Source organism: uncultured Thiothrix sp. (genome assembly GCF_937873765.1).
In the GTDB taxonomy this organism is placed as follows: domain Bacteria; phylum Pseudomonadota; class Gammaproteobacteria; order Thiotrichales; family Thiotrichaceae; genus Thiolinea.
On record NZ_CALMZC010000039.1, the window covers coordinates 62,241 to 77,619 of the forward strand.

At 45.2% G+C, this 15,379-nt stretch carries 17 protein-coding genes; 12 read left to right on the forward strand and 5 right to left on the reverse strand.

What is annotated here, in order from left to right:
* Positions 1–39 precede the first annotated feature (39 nt).
* Positions 40–903, reverse strand: coding sequence for a TauD/TfdA family dioxygenase (locus Q0307_RS11400; RefSeq protein ID WP_298660653.1), 864 nt, complete (start codon positions 901–903; stop codon positions 40–42).
* Positions 904–1,194: 291 nt separating this feature from the next.
* On the opposite strand from Q0307_RS11400, the gene dsrA reads away from it, so the two are divergent.
* From dsrA to nrfD, 12 genes are all read left to right on the forward strand, one after another.
* Positions 1,195–2,493: a dissimilatory-type sulfite reductase subunit alpha gene (gene dsrA / locus Q0307_RS11405; protein ID WP_298660657.1), complete on the forward strand. Its 1,299-nt coding sequence runs from the start codon at positions 1,195–1,197 to the stop codon at positions 2,491–2,493.
* A gap of 85 nt (positions 2,494–2,578) precedes the next feature.
* Entirely contained in the window at positions 2,579–3,652 is a 1,074-nt protein-coding gene (gene dsrB / locus Q0307_RS11410; protein WP_298660659.1) for a dissimilatory-type sulfite reductase subunit beta, read from the forward strand.
* 20 nt (positions 3,653–3,672) lie between these two features.
* Complete coding sequence (gene tusD, locus Q0307_RS11415; protein WP_298660661.1) at positions 3,673–4,065, forward strand: sulfurtransferase complex subunit TusD; 393 nt, start codon at positions 3,673–3,675, stop codon at positions 4,063–4,065.
* A gap of 3 nt (positions 4,066–4,068) precedes the next feature.
* Positions 4,069–4,470 carry a sulfurtransferase complex subunit TusC gene (gene tusC / locus Q0307_RS11420; RefSeq protein ID WP_298660663.1) on the forward strand — a complete coding sequence of 134 codons (402 nt, stop codon included), beginning with the start codon at positions 4,069–4,071 and terminating at the stop codon, positions 4,468–4,470.
* Between the two features lie 10 nt (positions 4,471–4,480).
* Positions 4,481–4,795 (forward strand): sulfurtransferase complex subunit TusB, encoded by a 315-nt coding sequence (tusB, locus tag Q0307_RS11425; protein WP_298660665.1) that lies wholly within the window; start codon positions 4,481–4,483, stop codon positions 4,793–4,795.
* A 30-nt stretch (positions 4,796–4,825) separates the two neighbouring features.
* Positions 4,826–5,164 (forward strand): TusE/DsrC/DsvC family sulfur relay protein, encoded by a 339-nt coding sequence (locus Q0307_RS11430; RefSeq protein WP_298660667.1) that lies wholly within the window; start codon positions 4,826–4,828, stop codon positions 5,162–5,164.
* Positions 5,165–5,264: 100 nt separating this feature from the next.
* Positions 5,265–6,026 carry a respiratory nitrate reductase subunit gamma gene (locus tag Q0307_RS11435; protein ID WP_298660669.1) on the forward strand — a complete coding sequence of 254 codons (762 nt, stop codon included), beginning with the start codon at positions 5,265–5,267 and terminating at the stop codon, positions 6,024–6,026.
* On the forward strand, positions 6,019–7,593 hold the full coding sequence (dsrK, locus tag Q0307_RS11440; protein WP_298660671.1) for a sulfate reduction electron transfer complex DsrMKJOP subunit DsrK: 1,575 nt from the start codon (positions 6,019–6,021) through the stop codon (positions 7,591–7,593). Before Q0307_RS11435 ends, dsrK begins: the two co-directional genes overlap by 8 nt.
* Before the next feature lie 71 nt (positions 7,594–7,664).
* Positions 7,665–9,620 carry an NAD(P)-binding protein gene (locus tag Q0307_RS11445; protein WP_298660673.1) on the forward strand — a complete coding sequence of 652 codons (1,956 nt, stop codon included), beginning with the start codon at positions 7,665–7,667 and terminating at the stop codon, positions 9,618–9,620.
* A gap of 3 nt (positions 9,621–9,623) precedes the next feature.
* Entirely contained in the window at positions 9,624–10,136 is a 513-nt protein-coding gene (locus tag Q0307_RS11450) for a hypothetical protein (RefSeq protein WP_298660675.1), read from the forward strand.
* The gene (gene dsrO / locus Q0307_RS11455; protein ID WP_298660677.1) at positions 10,133–10,873 is read left to right on the forward strand and encodes a sulfate reduction electron transfer complex DsrMKJOP subunit DsrO; all 741 of its coding nucleotides are present in this window, start codon (positions 10,133–10,135) and stop codon (positions 10,871–10,873) included. The genes Q0307_RS11450 and dsrO overlap by 4 nt, the downstream gene beginning before the upstream one ends.
* A gap of 10 nt (positions 10,874–10,883) precedes the next feature.
* Positions 10,884–12,086, forward strand: coding sequence for an NrfD/PsrC family molybdoenzyme membrane anchor subunit (nrfD, locus tag Q0307_RS11460; protein WP_298660678.1), 1,203 nt, complete (start codon positions 10,884–10,886; stop codon positions 12,084–12,086).
* A gap of 192 nt (positions 12,087–12,278) precedes the next feature.
* Here nrfD and Q0307_RS11465 read toward each other — a convergent pair whose 3' ends face one another.
* The 4 genes from Q0307_RS11465 to Q0307_RS11480 form a co-directional block, all read right to left on the reverse strand.
* Positions 12,279–13,028, reverse strand: coding sequence for an endonuclease/exonuclease/phosphatase family protein (locus Q0307_RS11465; protein WP_298660680.1), 750 nt, complete (start codon positions 13,026–13,028; stop codon positions 12,279–12,281).
* A 156-nt stretch (positions 13,029–13,184) separates the two neighbouring features.
* Positions 13,185–13,913: a hypothetical protein gene (locus Q0307_RS11470; RefSeq protein ID WP_298660682.1), complete on the reverse strand. Its 729-nt coding sequence runs from the start codon at positions 13,911–13,913 to the stop codon at positions 13,185–13,187.
* Between the two features lie 11 nt (positions 13,914–13,924).
* Positions 13,925–14,413, reverse strand: a complete 489-nt coding sequence (locus Q0307_RS11475; RefSeq protein WP_298660684.1) for an NUDIX hydrolase — start codon at positions 14,411–14,413, stop codon at positions 13,925–13,927.
* Positions 14,414–14,490: 77 nt separating this feature from the next.
* Positions 14,491–15,282: an enoyl-ACP reductase gene (locus Q0307_RS11480; RefSeq protein WP_298660686.1), complete on the reverse strand. Its 792-nt coding sequence runs from the start codon at positions 15,280–15,282 to the stop codon at positions 14,491–14,493.
* Positions 15,283–15,379: the final 97 nt, after the last annotated feature.

Here is a 15,379-nt window from a genome sequence, read left to right on the forward strand (position 1 = left end):
TTCAATTTACAATCCGCCAATATAAAGATTAAAAATAAATCAATTCGCCCGTTCTAAATACCGCCCCCGATACAACAAGCGCTTTTTTTCCGGCTCTTCCGCATCTACAAAGGCTGTTCGGCAATGCAAAACATTATTACAAATTAAGCCTTCACCGGCCTGCAGGGTATAACGCAGCTTATAAACTGACTCTTGTTCCCACAAGTTTAGTAGAAACTGCGTTGCCGCTTGAGTGCTTGGATCATCCCGCCAGAGCACATTTTTTTGCCGTGCCGAATAGCGCATATGTAAACTACCCTCTGCATTAAAGCTAAACACAGGGCCCGTTTGCGCAGGGCGAATAACTTTTCCCTCTAAAATATTCGCCGGAATCGTGAAGGCTTCAGGATGCTGTAAGGCATGAATATACTCAGGGTTGGCGTCACGCAATAAAAGATAAGCCAGTTCATGATCCATCAGTTGAGTTTCACCGCCTTGTAACGCTGGGCGCGCACAATGTAAGAGCATGCCGTGGATTTGCTCATCAGGTGCATTGTAATAGCCATCGGTATGCCAGCTCAGCTTCTTATCGGTATACGGAATGTAATCGTGTTGGCCTTGATGCTGAGTTACTTGAATAGCCGTTAAACTATCGACATCTGCACAAAGATTATGCGCTAAGGTCTTTAAGCTTATGCTTTGTGCAAGCTGATGAACTTGTTGTTTGGGTGCTTTGGGTGGTTTGATAAAGCGATACAAAGCAAAGTTATAGCGCGCTAAATAGAAGCTAAGCTGTTGTAGTTCTGCTGGCCTAGGAGTAGCGGCATCTTGGATTTCAACTAACAGGTCATTTGGATTTACCGGATAAAGCGCGAGCTTTTGCTCTCGCCAAATTTGATAAAAATCTTCATCCCATAAGTTCATAAACACTCCAGTAAGTTTGAAGGTTTAAATATTCTAAAATAATGATATTCTATCTTTAGCGTTGACTGAGAGAAAACTTGTCGAACTTTTTAGGTCTATCTCCTTAGAGATAGAGTCGTTTTATAGCACTCCCCATGGGTGAGATTCTTTGACAAGGGTCATAAGCATACACTTATAAACATGGTGTAACCGTGTGGCTAAGTGTCCACGCAACCGATTCTACGCTGGGCTACTCAGCTAAATTAGAGCAGTAGCTAAGCTAGTCATAAGTGCAACGATGAGGAGGCAGCTATGGCAACAAAACATTATCCGACCCCGATGCTGGATGTCTTGGAAGAAGGGCCTTGGCCTAGCTTCATTAGCGGTATTAAGAATTTACGTGACAATCACCCAAACGAACGTATTCGTAACATGAATAATGGCGTGTTAGGCCAATTAGAGCATTCTTACGAAACACGGATGGGTTATTGGAAAGGGGGTACGATTTCGGTATTCGGTTATGGAGGGGGGATTATTCCACGCTTTTCAGAAGTGGGGCATATGTTCCCTGAGTCTAAAGAATTCCATACCCTGCGTGTACAACCGCCAGCCGGTAATTACTACACCACCGATATGCTGCGCCAGCTTGCAGATAGTTGGGAAAAATACGGCTCTGGCCTGCAAACTTTTCATGGTCAAACCGGCAATATCATGTTCATTGGCTCGGATAGCAAAAACTATCAAGGCTTCTTCGATGAAATTAATGATTATGGTTGGGACTTAGGTGGTGCGGGACCTTGTGTGCGTACTGGGATGTCTTGTGTGGGCGCTGCACGTTGCGAAATGTCTAACTGCAATGAGCAAGCAATTCATCGGCATTTACTAAATAACTTCACCGATGATGTGCATCGTCCTGCTTTGCCGTATAAGTTTAAGTTCAAAGTATCGGGTTGCCCCAATGATTGTATGAATGCGATTGAGCGTGCCGACTTCGCCATTATTGGTACTTGGCGTGACGACATGAAAATCGACCAAGCTGCTGTGAAAGAAACGATCATGAAAAAAGCCGCTGAAATCGGCAAAGAAGGGGATCGTGCGGCAGGTCGGCAGTATATGTTCGATAATGTCATCAGTCGCTGTCCTACTGGCGCGATTAAGTTGAATGATGATGACACCATGACCGTCGACAATAGTAATTGTGTGCGCTGCATGCACTGCTTAAATGTTATGCCAAAAGCCCTGCATACTGGTGATGATAAAGGTGTGAGCATCCTGATGGGAGGCAAGCGTACTTTAAAAATCGGTGATTTGATGGGTACGGTGATTATTCCTTTCATGAAAATGGACACCGAAGAAGATTACGAACGCATTAAAGAATTAGCTTCTACCGTAATTGATTACTGGGCAGAAAATGGTTTAGAGCATGAGCGCTGTGGGGAAATGATTGAGCGTATCGGCTTGGTGAATTTCTTAGAAGGCATTGGCATTGATCCCGATCCAAATATGATCAAACAACCACGTAATGTGTCTTATGTGCGTATGGATGGTTGGGATGAAGCTGCAGAAGAGTGGTTCAACCGTAAACGTGAAGAAAAAATGGCGGCTGCTTAATCCCACCCTCAATCCCTCCCCTGATAAGGGGAGGTTGGGAGGGGTTTCAGTACTAATGTTAAAGATTTTTTGGAGAGTTTAGTTCATGGCAGCCGAAATGCGCGAACCCATTGAGTCTGGGTGTCCAGACGGTTTTCAATATATGCATCCTGTGATGCGTCGCAACTACGGTCAATGGTTATATCACGAAGATCCACGCCCCGGTGTATTAGTCCATGTCGCCCGTAGCGGTGAGAAAGTCTGGACCGTACGTGCCGGTACGCAACGTATTCTGGATGTGTTTACGCTACGCAAATTGATGGATATTGGTGATCAATACGGTGAGGGCTATGTACGCTTCACGATTCGTTCCAATATTGAATACATGGTAGCAGACGGTGCAAAAGTCGAACCACTGGTGAAAGCTTTGGAAGATGCGGGTTTTCCGGTCGGCGGCACCCGAAATTCTGTAGCAACTTTGTCGCATACCCAAGGCTGGTTACACTGTGACATTCCGGGGACGGATGCTTCAGGTGTCGTGAAGGCGATGATGGACGAGTTGCTGGATGAGTTCAAAGGTTGGAATATGCCGAATCGCGTCCATATGACTACTTCCTGCTGTCAGATTAACTGTGGTGGTCAAGGTGACATCGCGATTAATGTCCAGCATGTCAAACCACCGAAGATTAACCATAATCTGGTCGGCAATATCTGCGAGCGCCCATCGGTAGTAGCGCGTTGTCCGGTCGCGGCGATTCGCCCTGCGATGGTCGACGGTAAGCCATCGCTTGAAGTTGATGAGAAGAAATGTATTTGTTGTGGTGCTTGTTATCCACCTTGCCCACCCATGCAAATTAATGATCACCAATACACACAACTCGCGATCTGGATTGGCGGTAAGCACTCAAATGCACGTGGTAAGCCAACTTTCCAACGCTTGGTGGCGGCAGGTATTCCGAATAATCCACCGCGCTGGCCGGAAGCAACCGCAATCGTCAAGAAGATTCTACAGTGCTATAAAGAAGGTGCACGCGATTGGGAGCGGATCAATGAATGGGTCGAGCGGATTGGTTGGCCGCGTTTCTTTGAAGTGACTGGTTTGCCCTTCACTAAGTACCACATTGATAATTGGCGCGGGGCACGTACTAACTTGAATTCTTCAACCCATATCCGCTTCTAAAGTCGATAACGAGGAATGACATGAAATACACCATTATGGTCAATGAAGGGCCTTATCAGCATCAGTCCTCTGATAGCGCGCTGCAATTTGTGCGTGCTGCTTTAGAAAAAGGGCACGAGATTTTTCGGGTGTTTTTTTATCACGATGGCGTAAACAATGGCACACGCCTCGCTGTTCCACCTAAAGACGATCGGATGCTGCAAAAGGAATGGTCTGAGCTAGCGGAAAAACATGGCTTAGACCTAGTGATTTGTATTGCAGCTGCTCAGCGTCGTGGCTTGATGGATGCGTCTGAAGCCAAACGCCAAGGTTTAAATGCCGATAATATTGCTTCCGGTTTCCGTATTTCTGGCTTAGGTCAATTGATCGATGGCGGAATTGAGTCGGATCGTACCATCGTGTTTGGGGATTAAAGCATGGCGAAGAAATTCCTGTATTTGAACCGCAAAGCGCCTTATGGCACGGTATATGCGTTGGAGTCTTTGGAGGTTGTCTTGATTGCTGCTGCCTTTGAACAAGAGGTCAGTCTCGCTTTTTTAGATGATGGTGTCTATCAAATTGCGAAAGGCCAAACCCCAAAAGCAGTTGGTATGAAAAACTTCTCTCCGACCTACAATGCTTTAGGTGATTATGGTATCACCAAACTGTATGTGGAACGCGAGTCCTTGGTTGAGCGTGGTCTAACGGAAGATGATTTAATGCCCATTGTCTACGAAGATGAGGACGATGATTATACTGAAAAGCCTTCAGTTCAGGTGATTTCGCGTACGGAAATGGCGAAAATTATGGCTGAACAAGATGTCACTTTTAGCTTCTAAGAGGTGAGTTATGGCAATGTTACATATTGTGAATAAATCGCCTTTTGAGCGAAATGCGCTAAAGAGTTGCTTAGCGCATGCACTATCTGGCGATGCGGTGTTATTGATTGAGGATGCGGTGATTGGTGTGGTGAGTGGGTCGACGTTGGTCACCGAGCTGCAGCAAGCCATGAATGGCAATGCCGTGAAACTTTATGCCTTGAGTCCCGACCTAGCGGCACGTGGTGTAAAGGCAGAGCGAGTGTTGGAAGGCATTCAGCTTGTAGACTATGCAGGTTTTGTGGATTTGACCGTGGCAAACGAAAAAACTCAAAGCTGGCTATAAATTTTAACTTTATTAAACAGGAGGCCATGCATGGCTCTGGAAATTAGCGGAAAAACTATCGCAACTGATGAAGAAGGTTACTTAGAAAACCTGAATGATTGGACGCCAGAAGTCGCGACCGCGATGGCTTTGGCAGAAGAGACGCCAGTAGCACTGAATGATGAGCATTGGGAAATCATCAATTTCCTGCGTGAGTATTATGAAGAGTATCAAATTGCCCCTGCAGTGCGCGTTTTAACTAAAGCAGTAGGTAAGCGTTTAGGTGCGGATAAAGGCAATTCCAAATACCTCTATAGCTTGTTCCCTTATGGTCCGGGTAAGCAAGCGTGCAAATATGCCGGCCTGCCTAAGCCAACTGGCTGCGTCTAATCCGTATTTTTTGAATTTAAGGTGCTCTAGGCAACTAGAGCCATCTGCTCGACCCTAGCTGGCTAGGGTTGCGCTGGGATTTTGCCTGTAGGAGTCAGTTGTGACCTTTGTGAGTATTCTCTACGGCCTGCTATTTTGGGCGGCGACACTGATATTAGTGGTCGGAGTGGGCCGCCGGATTTACTTCTACATGCAAATTCCCGTGCCGCTAAAAATTCCCACCACCCCAGCCCCGATTACCCAAGGCGGTGTAGTGTGGCGCATGTTCCGTGAAGTAGTGTTTTTCCAAAGTTTATTCCGCGCCAGTAAATATACTTGGCTATTTGCCTTCTTATTTCACATGGCTTTATGGCTCGTGCTGCTGCGCCATACGCGCTATTTTATGGAGATAGGGGCTTTTTTAAGTTTTATACAGCCTTTCGGTAAATACGCAAGTTTTGCGATGGTGTTAGGGTTAACGGGGCTATTAGCACGGCGGATTTTAGTGGATCGGGTACGTTATATCTCTGCACCGTCAGATTTTTTGATGCTGGCTTTGCTAATGGGAATCGGTTTAAGTGGGATGCTCATGACCTTTGTTGCACATACCGATATCGTGATGGTGAAAGGCTTTTTTCGTGGCTTAATAACTTTTGATTTTTCCCCACTTCCTGCTTCACCAATTTTGCTGTTGCATTTGTTATTAGTAGCAGTTTTGATGCTAGTGTTTCCGATTAGTAAACTAATGCATGCCCCCGGCGTCTTCCTAAGTCCCACCCGTAATCAAGTCGATAATCCACGTGAAAAACGTCATATTTCTAAATGGGCGTTAGAGCTGGAGCAACAGCAAAAGACTTATTTGGATGAGGTGAAGCATGGCTGATTACGAAGTCCCTAAGCTGAAGGGCGAAGGTTATGTCGAGATCCCGACCATCAAGCCGGATGCAATGGCAGGTAAAGGTCCTTTTATTGCTAAGCCCGATTTCCAAAAAGCGCTGCATTTTCCGAGCGATTTTCAAGCCGCTGAGAATGGCAAATTTGAATTAGTGCCGGATTGGAAAGAACGTGCTTTAACTAAACTGGATGACTTGCGCCATCGCTACCGTTCATTGCAATTGTATTTGGATATCTGCGTTAAATGTGGTGCCTGTACGGATAAATGCCATTACTACATTGGTACACACGATCCAAAAAATATGCCAGTTGCGCGGCAAGATTTGTTGCGCAAAGTGTATCGCCGCTATTTCACCTTTGCGGGCAAGCATTTTCCGAAATTAGTCGGTGCAGTGGATTTGACTGAGGAAGTGGTGGACGATTGGTATAACTATTATCACCAATGTTCCCAATGTCGGCGCTGCTCGGTATATTGCCCATACGGGATTGATACTGCAGAAGTGTCCATGGCTGCCCGCGAAATTCTCGATCACATAGGGCGTGGTTCTAAATACAATAATGAAATCATTAGCAAAGTTTTTAAAGTTGGTAATAACTTAGGTTTGCCACAGCCTGCACTTGCAGACACCTTAGAGGGTTTGGAAGAGGACGTCGAAGCCGATACGGGCATTAAGGTACGCTTTCCCTTGGATGAAGAGGGCGCTGAAGTTTTATTAGTGACACCATCGGCTGACTTCTTCGCCGAGCCCCATGTGGATGGCTTAATGGGTTATGCGAAAGTATTCCACGAAGCAGGTATTTCTTGGACTTTGAGTTCGTATGCCTCGGAAGGTGCCAATTTTGGCATGTTCATTGGCTCTTACGAAAATATGCGCCGCATTGCCTTACGCATTCGTGAAGCAGCGATCAAGCTCAAGGTAAAGCGTATTGTATTTGGTGAATGCGGGCATGCGTGGCGGGTGGCGTATAGCTTTTTGAATACCCTCGCAGGGCCTTTCGATTTCCTTGATCCGAAATATCCTGTGCCGCAGCATATTCTGGAAGTGACATGGGGCTTGATTCAGGATGGTAAATTGGTCATCGATAAGTCCCAAAATGATGACAAAGTGTTGACCTTCCATGATTCCTGCAATGTAGCGCGTGGTTCACGGATGGGTGATAAACCGGGTGGGCAGTTTGAATATCCACGTAATGTGATTAAAGCGGTGTGCAATCACTTTGTCGATATGCCCGCTGACACTATTCACGATGCCACCTATTGCTGTGGTGGTGGTGGTGGTTTGCTCACTGACGATTTAATGGAGTTACGTATTAAGGGCGCTCAACCGCGTATGGAAGCGCTTAAGTATGTGACTGAGCAGCAGGGCGTGACGCATATGGCGGCGATCTGCGCGATTTGTAAGTCGCAGTTCACTAAAGTGATTCCGTATTACGGCTTTAAAATGGAACAGATTGTCAGCGTGCACCAATTGGTGAGCAAGGCGCTGGTCTTACAGCGTCAAGTTTCAGTGCAAGCGTGTCCTGATGAGGATGATGACGATAACGACGACGCCTAAGTCGATTCTTACAACCGATTTCCGTATTGATCCTGAGTTTGGCAGGCCAAGCTCACGCAGAGGAGAATGACATGTCAACAGTAGCGCACGACCCTAAACTAAACGGTTTAACCTTTCGGCGATATAAAGATGGTGATCATGAATGGGACAGTATGCACGACAAGATTTTTGTCGCAGATACTTCTCACAAATGCCCGACCTATGTGCATAAAACCCCGCCCTGCCAAGGTTCTTGCCCTTCTGGTGAAGATATTCGCGGTTGGTTGCAAATCGTGCGCGGCATTGAGAAACCACCCGCTGGCATGAGCATGCAAGAATATGCTTTCCGGCGCTCGACCACTGCCAATCCTTTTCCCGCGATGATGGGGCGAGTCTGTCCTGCACCTTGCCAAACTGGCTGCAATCGCAATGATGTAGATGATTTCGTTGGGATTAATGCAGTCGAACAATACATCGGCGACTATGCTATTGAGCAAAATTTTAAGTTTGATCCAGCCCCTGCTTTATCGGGTAAAAAAGTCGCGATTATTGGTGGTGGTCCAGCTGGTTTATCTGCTGCTTATCAATTGCGCCGCTTAGGTCATGCCTCAACGATTTTTGAAAAACTGCCAGAACTCGGCGGGATGTTCCGTTATGGTATTCCGGGCTATCGTGTGCCACGCGATAAATTGGGTGCCGAAATTCAACGTATTCTGGATTTGGGCGATATTGAAGTGCGTTGCAATACTACGATTGGTCAAGACATCAGCGTTGAGCAATTAGAGCAAGACTATGATGCGGTGCTTTGGGCAATGGGTTGCTGGACAGGGCGTGACTTATTCGTGGAGAAGTTCGCTGAAACGCCGAATTGCGTTACTGCTGTCGATTTCCTGCAAGCCTTTAACTTAGGCACAATGAAATATACCGCACCACGCATTGTCTGCGTGGGTGGGGGCGACACCTCGATTGACGTGGTGTCGGTGTCGCGCCGCATTGGTACTTTAACTGACTACAATGAAAAGCCAGAAGAGGCAGCAACGGGTAAATTAGTACATAGTGAGGTGCGTGAAAAAGCTCCAGCTACGGTTACTTTGACGACTTTATTTGCTCTGGATCAAATGACTGCTGCCGAACATGAAGTCCAAGATGCGCTGAAAGAAGGCGTGACGATTCTGACGCAAGTTATGCCGAAAGAAATCGTCTTTGGTGAGGATGGACGGGCGATTGGCTTAAAAGTCATTGAGTGCGTGATGAAAGGTAATTTGCCGCAAGCTAAAGAGGGTGGCACAGAAACCCTGATCGAGGCGGATTTAATTGTCTCCGCGATTGGTCAGTACGGGCGTTTTGATGGCGTGGAGTCGTGGAATAATGGTAAAAACTTAATCAATCATAATGCGCTCTATCAAGTGCCGGGTAAAGCAGGCCACTTCGCAGCAGGAGATATTGTGCGTCCGCATTTGTTGACGACCGCGATTGGTCAAGGTGCGATTGCTGCTGAAACTATCCATCAATATTTGAACGCCCAAGAAATCCAAAAGCGTCCGAAAGTGGATAAGCATCATTTTGATTTGATGCGCAAATTACAGGAAGCAGGTTTAGAGCCAAGTAGTTTTGATGCAACTAAAGCAGAGGATTTGCGGGGTACTTCGGATATGAGGTACGCAGTGCATAATTATGAAGACCGCTCTAAGAGCACGATTGTAAGGTCGTCTGAGTTATTCTTAGGGCATTTCAAAGCAGAAGCACGGCATACCCGCACGGAAGATGTGCCTACCTCTGAGCAGGTGCTGGGGCATTTTGCTGAGCGTATGAATGCTTTAGCCGAAGCCGATGTGATTGCTGAAGCTAAGCGTTGCATGAGTTGCGGGATGTGTTTTGAATGCGATAACTGCGTGATTTTCTGCCCGCAAGATGCGGTGTATCGTGTACCAAAAAAGCAAGCCACTTTAGGGCGTTATGTGGCAACCGATTATGCACGTTGTATCGGTTGTCATATTTGTGCGGATGTTTGCCCCACGGGCTATATTGAAATGGGTATGGGTGAATAAACCATGCCCTTGCTCAGCCATATTAAATCACTGCTAGGGCTGGTGCTGCTGGCGACGCTGCTGGTGGGCTGTGATGCAGGTGTGCCAGAGCCGAATCTTGCCCCTGCGAAAGCAAAAGCAGCACAATGCGTGGAGCCGACAGCGGATATGCGCAAGAATCACATGGTGTATTTAGATGTGCATCGCGACAAGACGGTGATTGAAGGCATTCGTACCAACAAGCACAGTCTGAATGAATGCATTAATTGCCATGTTGTGCCGACGCGGGAAGATGGTTCGGCAGTGCATTACACGGATGAAAAGAAAGATCATTTTTGTGCGAGCTGTCATACCTATGTGGGTGTGAAATTAGATTGTTTTCAATGCCATGCGGATCGTCCACAGATTGTCGAAAACATTAATTATCAGCACAAGCTTAGCTCAAATACTTATCATCTTTCAGCCCAAAGCGTACAGCCCGATATGAACGATTTATTATGGCTGAGTCAGAGTCAAACACAAGGAGCTACGCAATGAGTCAGATCAATGCGTATCGACGCAAATTTATGGCAACCTTGGGTGGGGTTGCTGTGGGTGGTTTGGCCTCTAGCGTGATCCTGCGTACAGTACAAGCCGGAGATGTACCTGCAAAACCGGCTGATCAACCCGTATCCAACCAAGTCCGCTGGGGTATGTTGATTGATGTGAACCGCTTAACAGACGGTGGTGCGTCCATGGTAGAAGCTTGTAAGCGCGAACATGGTTGGGGTAATGACCCGAAAGCTCGCCCTGAGCAACAAGCGCAATGGATGCGCACGGTTAAAGTAACTGACAAGCTTACGAAGTACAGTTTCACTTTACCGGTGATGTGCCAGCATTGCGAAGAGCCCCCCTGTGTGGATGTCTGCCCAACGGGAGCTTCCATGAAGCGTGCCGATGGTATTGTGCAGGTAAATAAGCATATTTGCATTGGTTGTCGCTATTGCATGATGGCTTGCCCTTACAAAGCACGTAGTTTTGTGCATGAAAGTCTCACGGATCAACGCCCCCATTCACCTCGGGGGATAGGTACTGTTGAGTCCTGCAATCTGTGCGTGCATCGTGTGGATCAAGGCCAATTACCCGCTTGTGTAGAAGCCGCACCGAATGCAGTGATTTTTGGTGATTTGAATGACCCGAATAGCCGAATTAGCCAAGCGATGAAAGCACTGGGCGGTTCGCAAATTCGTGCCGATTTAAGTTTAAATACCGGTGTGCGCTATTTAGGGTTATGAGGAGTTAGCAATGAGCAGCAAAACGATGGTTTATAGCGAACTCCACGCTAGCAAAGTTTATTATTTTATACTTGGTATTTGTTTAGCCCTCGTGGTCTTAGGTGCATTTAGCTTTTTCCATTTAGAGCATGAAGGCCACTATGTCACGGGCATGAATAACCAAGTGGTCTGGGGCTTGCCCCACGTGTTTGCGATTTTTTTGATTGTGGCCGCTTCAGGAGCCTTGAATATTGCTTCGATTGGAACCGTGTTTCGTAAAGGTCTATATCAACCGATGGGTGGGTTATCAGCTTTATTAGCGATTGCCTTATTACTCGGTGGCTTAGCGATTCTTGTTTTAGATTTAGGTCATGCAGATCGCTTAATCATTGCAATGACCTACTACAATTTTAAGTCGATTTTTGCATGGAATATCATTCTTTATAATGGCTTTTTAGCTTTATGTATTTTGTATATTTGGACAATGCAAGATCGAAAAATGAAAGTACTCTATCCCTATGCGGGTTTTTTTGCGTTTAGCTGGCGCTTAATTCTAACTTTAGGCACAGGTTCTATCTTTGGGTTTTTAGTCTCACGGGCTTATTATAATAGTGCAATGATTGCTCCATTGTTTATCGCACTATCCTTCGCTTTAGGCTTAGCGGTATTCATCATTTTGCTGTTTTTTGTCTATCGCTTAGATAAGCGTGAGTTAGGTGATTTAGTCTTAAATCGTTTGCGTTATCTATTAGCTATTTTTGTCGCAGCGGCTATGTTTTTAGAGTTAGCTCGCCATTTAACCGCGCTTTACATAGCTCAGCGGCATGGTGTAGAGCAGTTTATCCTCTTAGAGGGTGGTATTTATACCCTGCTATTTTGGATCGGGCAGGTGTTAGTCGGTGGCTTAATTCCCTTATCCTTAATTTTCTGTCGTGCTTTGAAGAATAATCATTGGTCACTACTCTTAGCTTCGGCTTTAGTGATTGTCGGGGGCTTTGCCCAACTCTATGTGATTATTGTGGGCGGGCAAGTTTATCCTTTGGAGTTATTCCCGAATGCTGAAGTGCAAAGTAGTTTCTTTGATGGTGAAATCCATGCTTATGCGCCTAGCGTTTGGGAGTGGATGTTAGGCTTAGGGGGGATTGGTTTAGCCTTGACTATCTACTTCTTCGGTATGGTTGCCTTACGCTTCTTGCCGAGGTCGTTGGCGGATACGGAAGTAGAGGCGAGTTAAGCCGTATTTGGCTTTAGATTCAGAAAAGACCAGCTTCGGCTGGTTTTTTGTTTCTGTAGACATTAGATATTGTAAGCTTATGGAGCATTACACAGTCTGTTATAAATTTGTGTGCAGCTAAGGTTTACATGCGCACACTGCAGGGAGTCGGCGAAGTCGAAAGCCTCACCACGTTCGTGGTTGGAATAATTGTTAGATAGTTAACTCTATAGTTATTGGCATATGATCGCTGAGTTTTAACCATAAGTCTCTATCTCCAATATTTAGTTTGCTATTTAATAGGTCTTCAGAAACAAAAGCATAATCAATGTGATAAGGTTTATTTTCTTTTCTATAAAGATAAAATGTTGCCATACTTTCAGAGCCTTGATCTTCTTTATGGATATGATGATATAGGCTGTTTATTTTTATCTCTTTTAATTCAGATACTACATCGGAGTGATTCCACCATCTATCTTTTTTATCCCATCTTGAGTTGCTATTGAAGTCACCGATTATTATTTGCTTCTTTTGAGACAGATCATTTTTATGAATTTGTAAATATTTCCATAACTGCCCGATATAACTAAATACTTCTGATTCTGAACCTTTCGTCCAAACTGATAGTACATTTATATAATTATTAATAGTGAAAGGTAAAAATAGCTTTAAAGAATCAGTAGTCCACGTTGTAGCTATACTTTTATTTTTAATACCTTCAATTTGAAATGTACCTTTATGGTTAAGTTGGTAGACAGCATTTCCTTTTTTTGGGAAGATGCCTATTCCTTTATTTTTTGAATCACCAATCCATAAATAATTACCTGCCCATTCAAAATAGGTGTTTGAAGAGCTAGCAGGGTCTTCACATTCTTGAATGATAAAAATATCTGCATTGATTTTTTTCAGAAATATTAGCTTGTTTCTTAGGCCGCCATTGCAGTTCCACGTAACAATTTTCATACTTAGTTAACGGTTTAGTAAGAAAAAAGTATCTATATCAGAGTAAGTGGTTTTTAATCAATGGAAAATTCAATGGTTTCACAGAGTTTCATATAACATCTGACCTAAAGTACTCAAGCTTTAGTGAGCGACACTCATGCAGGAGTTTTCTGAGTTTTACTTCTTATGCCAAGTCCCCAACAAATCATTCAATTGTTCTAGCAGATAGTTCTTCCGCCATTTATCGTTTTTAACTTCTTTAAGTAGTTGGTCTTGCTGGCGTAAGCAAGCTTTTTGCCATTCACGATTAGATTTAGCTAGGTCTTTCAATAGGGTAAGCATAAAGCTGTCTAAATCTAAATCCAGATAAACCGGGTTCGCGTATTCACTTAATAAGCGATTAAAGACCACCGCTTGGTTTTCAGGGGGTAGGACGCTGAAACACTCCCATAACACCACACAGGTAATCCGCATCAGTCGATAAATATGCCCTTCCGAATCATCCATATGGTCGCCCAAGGTGGGCATCACACCGATCATAGCCATGCACAGATCAATGGTTTTACTCGGCGGTGTCGTGGCTTGGCGGGCGGATTCCAATAAAGATTCCAGCATAGCCGAAAGCTTTTGCGCGCTTTCTAGGTTAATAAATCCGCTTTGATTTTGATGACGTGCAATCATGCGTTGTAAGGTTTCGCGATATTTTGCTTCTTCAGGGTCGCTCGTATTTAAATACTCACCGAAATGAATGAGCAAGCTTTCACGTAGTTCAATATCACGCAGTGCGGTTTCTAATAGAAAATGCTCAAGTTGTTCACGTGAAAGACGTGGCACGATCTGTTCGAGCTGGTTGCGGCGACTATATTTAGGAGTAGTTTTATTGTCGTTATTAGTTTCAATGGGCATGAATAAGTCGTTTATAAATGTTTAGAAAAGAGCGCTTCTACTACTAAGGGGCCAAGACGCAAGTGACCAAAATCAAAAGCTTTTAATTCTTCAGCGCTTAATTCAACCGCTTCTAACAGCTCTTGCTTATTCAGGTTTAGTTCGCCAGTGGCTTCCACCAAATAGGCCATAATGATTTGGTTGCGCTGTGGAAAAGTATAATGCCCGATAAAAGTAGCGCTTTGTCCAGTTAAACCTAACTCTTCTTGAGTCTCACGCAAGACAGCGGGTTCAGGTGATTCAAACGCTTCTAAAAAGCCAGCGATTAGGGAAAACATCCCTTCAGGCCATTTGTAATTGCGCGCTAAGATAAACTTGCCATTACAACGTACTAAAGCGGCTACTACTGGAACTGGATTATTCCAGTGTACATAGCCACAAGTTGGATGACAGGCTAAGCGTTCAAATTCATCAATCTGCTTTTTACGTAAGGCTGAGCCACATTGTGGACAGAACTTCATGTTTCACCTGTTATTGGGTACTGAACATATTCACTGAGTATATCGTGAATATGTTCATATCAGATGAATGTGGAGATTTATTCGCTGGGCATTCCTGACATACCAAGGATGTTCCAGCCGCCATCCACATAGGTGATTTCACCGGTGATACCGGAGGCTAAATCAGAGCAGAGGAAAGCTGCTGCATTGCCGACTTCTTCGATAGTCACATTCCGCCGCAGCGGCGCATGTTGCTCAAAATGATCCAACATTTTGCGGAAGCCCGTAATGCCAGAAGCAGCTAAGGTACGAATCGGACCTGCAGAAATAGCATTAACACGAATGCCAGAAGGGCCTAAATCGGCAGCCATAAAGCGCACACCGGCTTCTAAGCTTGCTTTCGCCATACCCATCACGTTGTAATTGGGGATAGCGGCAATCGCGCCTAGATAACTTAAAGTCAGCATAGAACTATGGCGACCTTGCATCAGCGGGCGTGCATATTTAGCCAGTGCTAAAAAGCTATACGCGCTGATGTCGTGCGCGATCTGTGCGCCTTCGCGAGTGGTATTATCGACGATGCTGCCTTCAAGTTGCTCTTTCGGTGCGAACGCAATCGCATGCACTAAAATATCGAAACCATCCCAATGTTCGGCTAATTGTTTGAACGTGTTCTCAATTTCGCTGTCAGAACCTACGTCACAAGGGATAACGATGGAGGAGCCAAACTCTGCCGCGAATTTCTCGACCCGAGGTTTTAATTTATCGTTTTGATAAGTTAAGGCCAATTCAGCCCCTTCGCGATGCATAGCCTGAGCAATCCCATAAGCAATCGAACGATTGCTGGCGATGCCAGTGATCAGGGCGCGTTTACCGGTGAGAAAACCCATAATGACTCCTTAAAAGACTCGAACACACTTTTAATCCAAGAATCAGTTGCATAGATGCAAGCTAACTTGGGTTGGTGTTATGCTTGATTAAATTAAT

What these genes read in the sequence shown, in the direction of transcription:
- Q0307_RS11400 (WP_298660653.1), bottom strand. Translation starts at nt 903, where the DNA reads ATGAACTTATGGGATGAAGATTTTTATCAAATTTGGCGAGAGCAAAAG.
- dsrA (WP_298660657.1), top strand. Translation starts at nt 1,195, where the DNA reads ATGGCAACAAAACATTATCCGACCCCGATGCTGGATGTCTTGGAAGAA.
- dsrB (WP_298660659.1), top strand. Translation starts at nt 2,579, where the DNA reads ATGGCAGCCGAAATGCGCGAACCCATTGAGTCTGGGTGTCCAGACGGT.
- tusD (WP_298660661.1), top strand. Translation starts at nt 3,673, where the DNA reads ATGAAATACACCATTATGGTCAATGAAGGGCCTTATCAGCATCAGTCC.
- tusC (WP_298660663.1), top strand. Translation starts at nt 4,069, where the DNA reads ATGGCGAAGAAATTCCTGTATTTGAACCGCAAAGCGCCTTATGGCACG.
- tusB (WP_298660665.1), top strand. Translation starts at nt 4,481, where the DNA reads ATGGCAATGTTACATATTGTGAATAAATCGCCTTTTGAGCGAAATGCG.
- Q0307_RS11430 (WP_298660667.1), top strand. Translation starts at nt 4,826, where the DNA reads ATGGCTCTGGAAATTAGCGGAAAAACTATCGCAACTGATGAAGAAGGT.
- dsrK (WP_298660671.1), top strand. Translation starts at nt 6,019, where the DNA reads ATGGCTGATTACGAAGTCCCTAAGCTGAAGGGCGAAGGTTATGTCGAG.
- Q0307_RS11445 (WP_298660673.1), top strand. Translation starts at nt 7,665, where the DNA reads ATGTCAACAGTAGCGCACGACCCTAAACTAAACGGTTTAACCTTTCGG.
- Q0307_RS11450 (WP_298660675.1), top strand. Translation starts at nt 9,624, where the DNA reads ATGCCCTTGCTCAGCCATATTAAATCACTGCTAGGGCTGGTGCTGCTG.
- dsrO (WP_298660677.1), top strand. Translation starts at nt 10,133, where the DNA reads ATGAGTCAGATCAATGCGTATCGACGCAAATTTATGGCAACCTTGGGT.
- nrfD (WP_298660678.1), top strand. Translation starts at nt 10,884, where the DNA reads ATGAGCAGCAAAACGATGGTTTATAGCGAACTCCACGCTAGCAAAGTT.
- Q0307_RS11465 (WP_298660680.1), bottom strand. Translation starts at nt 13,028, where the DNA reads ATGAAAATTGTTACGTGGAACTGCAATGGCGGCCTAAGAAACAAGCTA.
- Q0307_RS11470 (WP_298660682.1), bottom strand. Translation starts at nt 13,913, where the DNA reads ATGCCCATTGAAACTAATAACGACAATAAAACTACTCCTAAATATAGT.
- Q0307_RS11475 (WP_298660684.1), bottom strand. Translation starts at nt 14,413, where the DNA reads ATGAAGTTCTGTCCACAATGTGGCTCAGCCTTACGTAAAAAGCAGATT.
- Q0307_RS11480 (WP_298660686.1), bottom strand. Translation starts at nt 15,282, where the DNA reads ATGGGTTTTCTCACCGGTAAACGCGCCCTGATCACTGGCATCGCCAGC.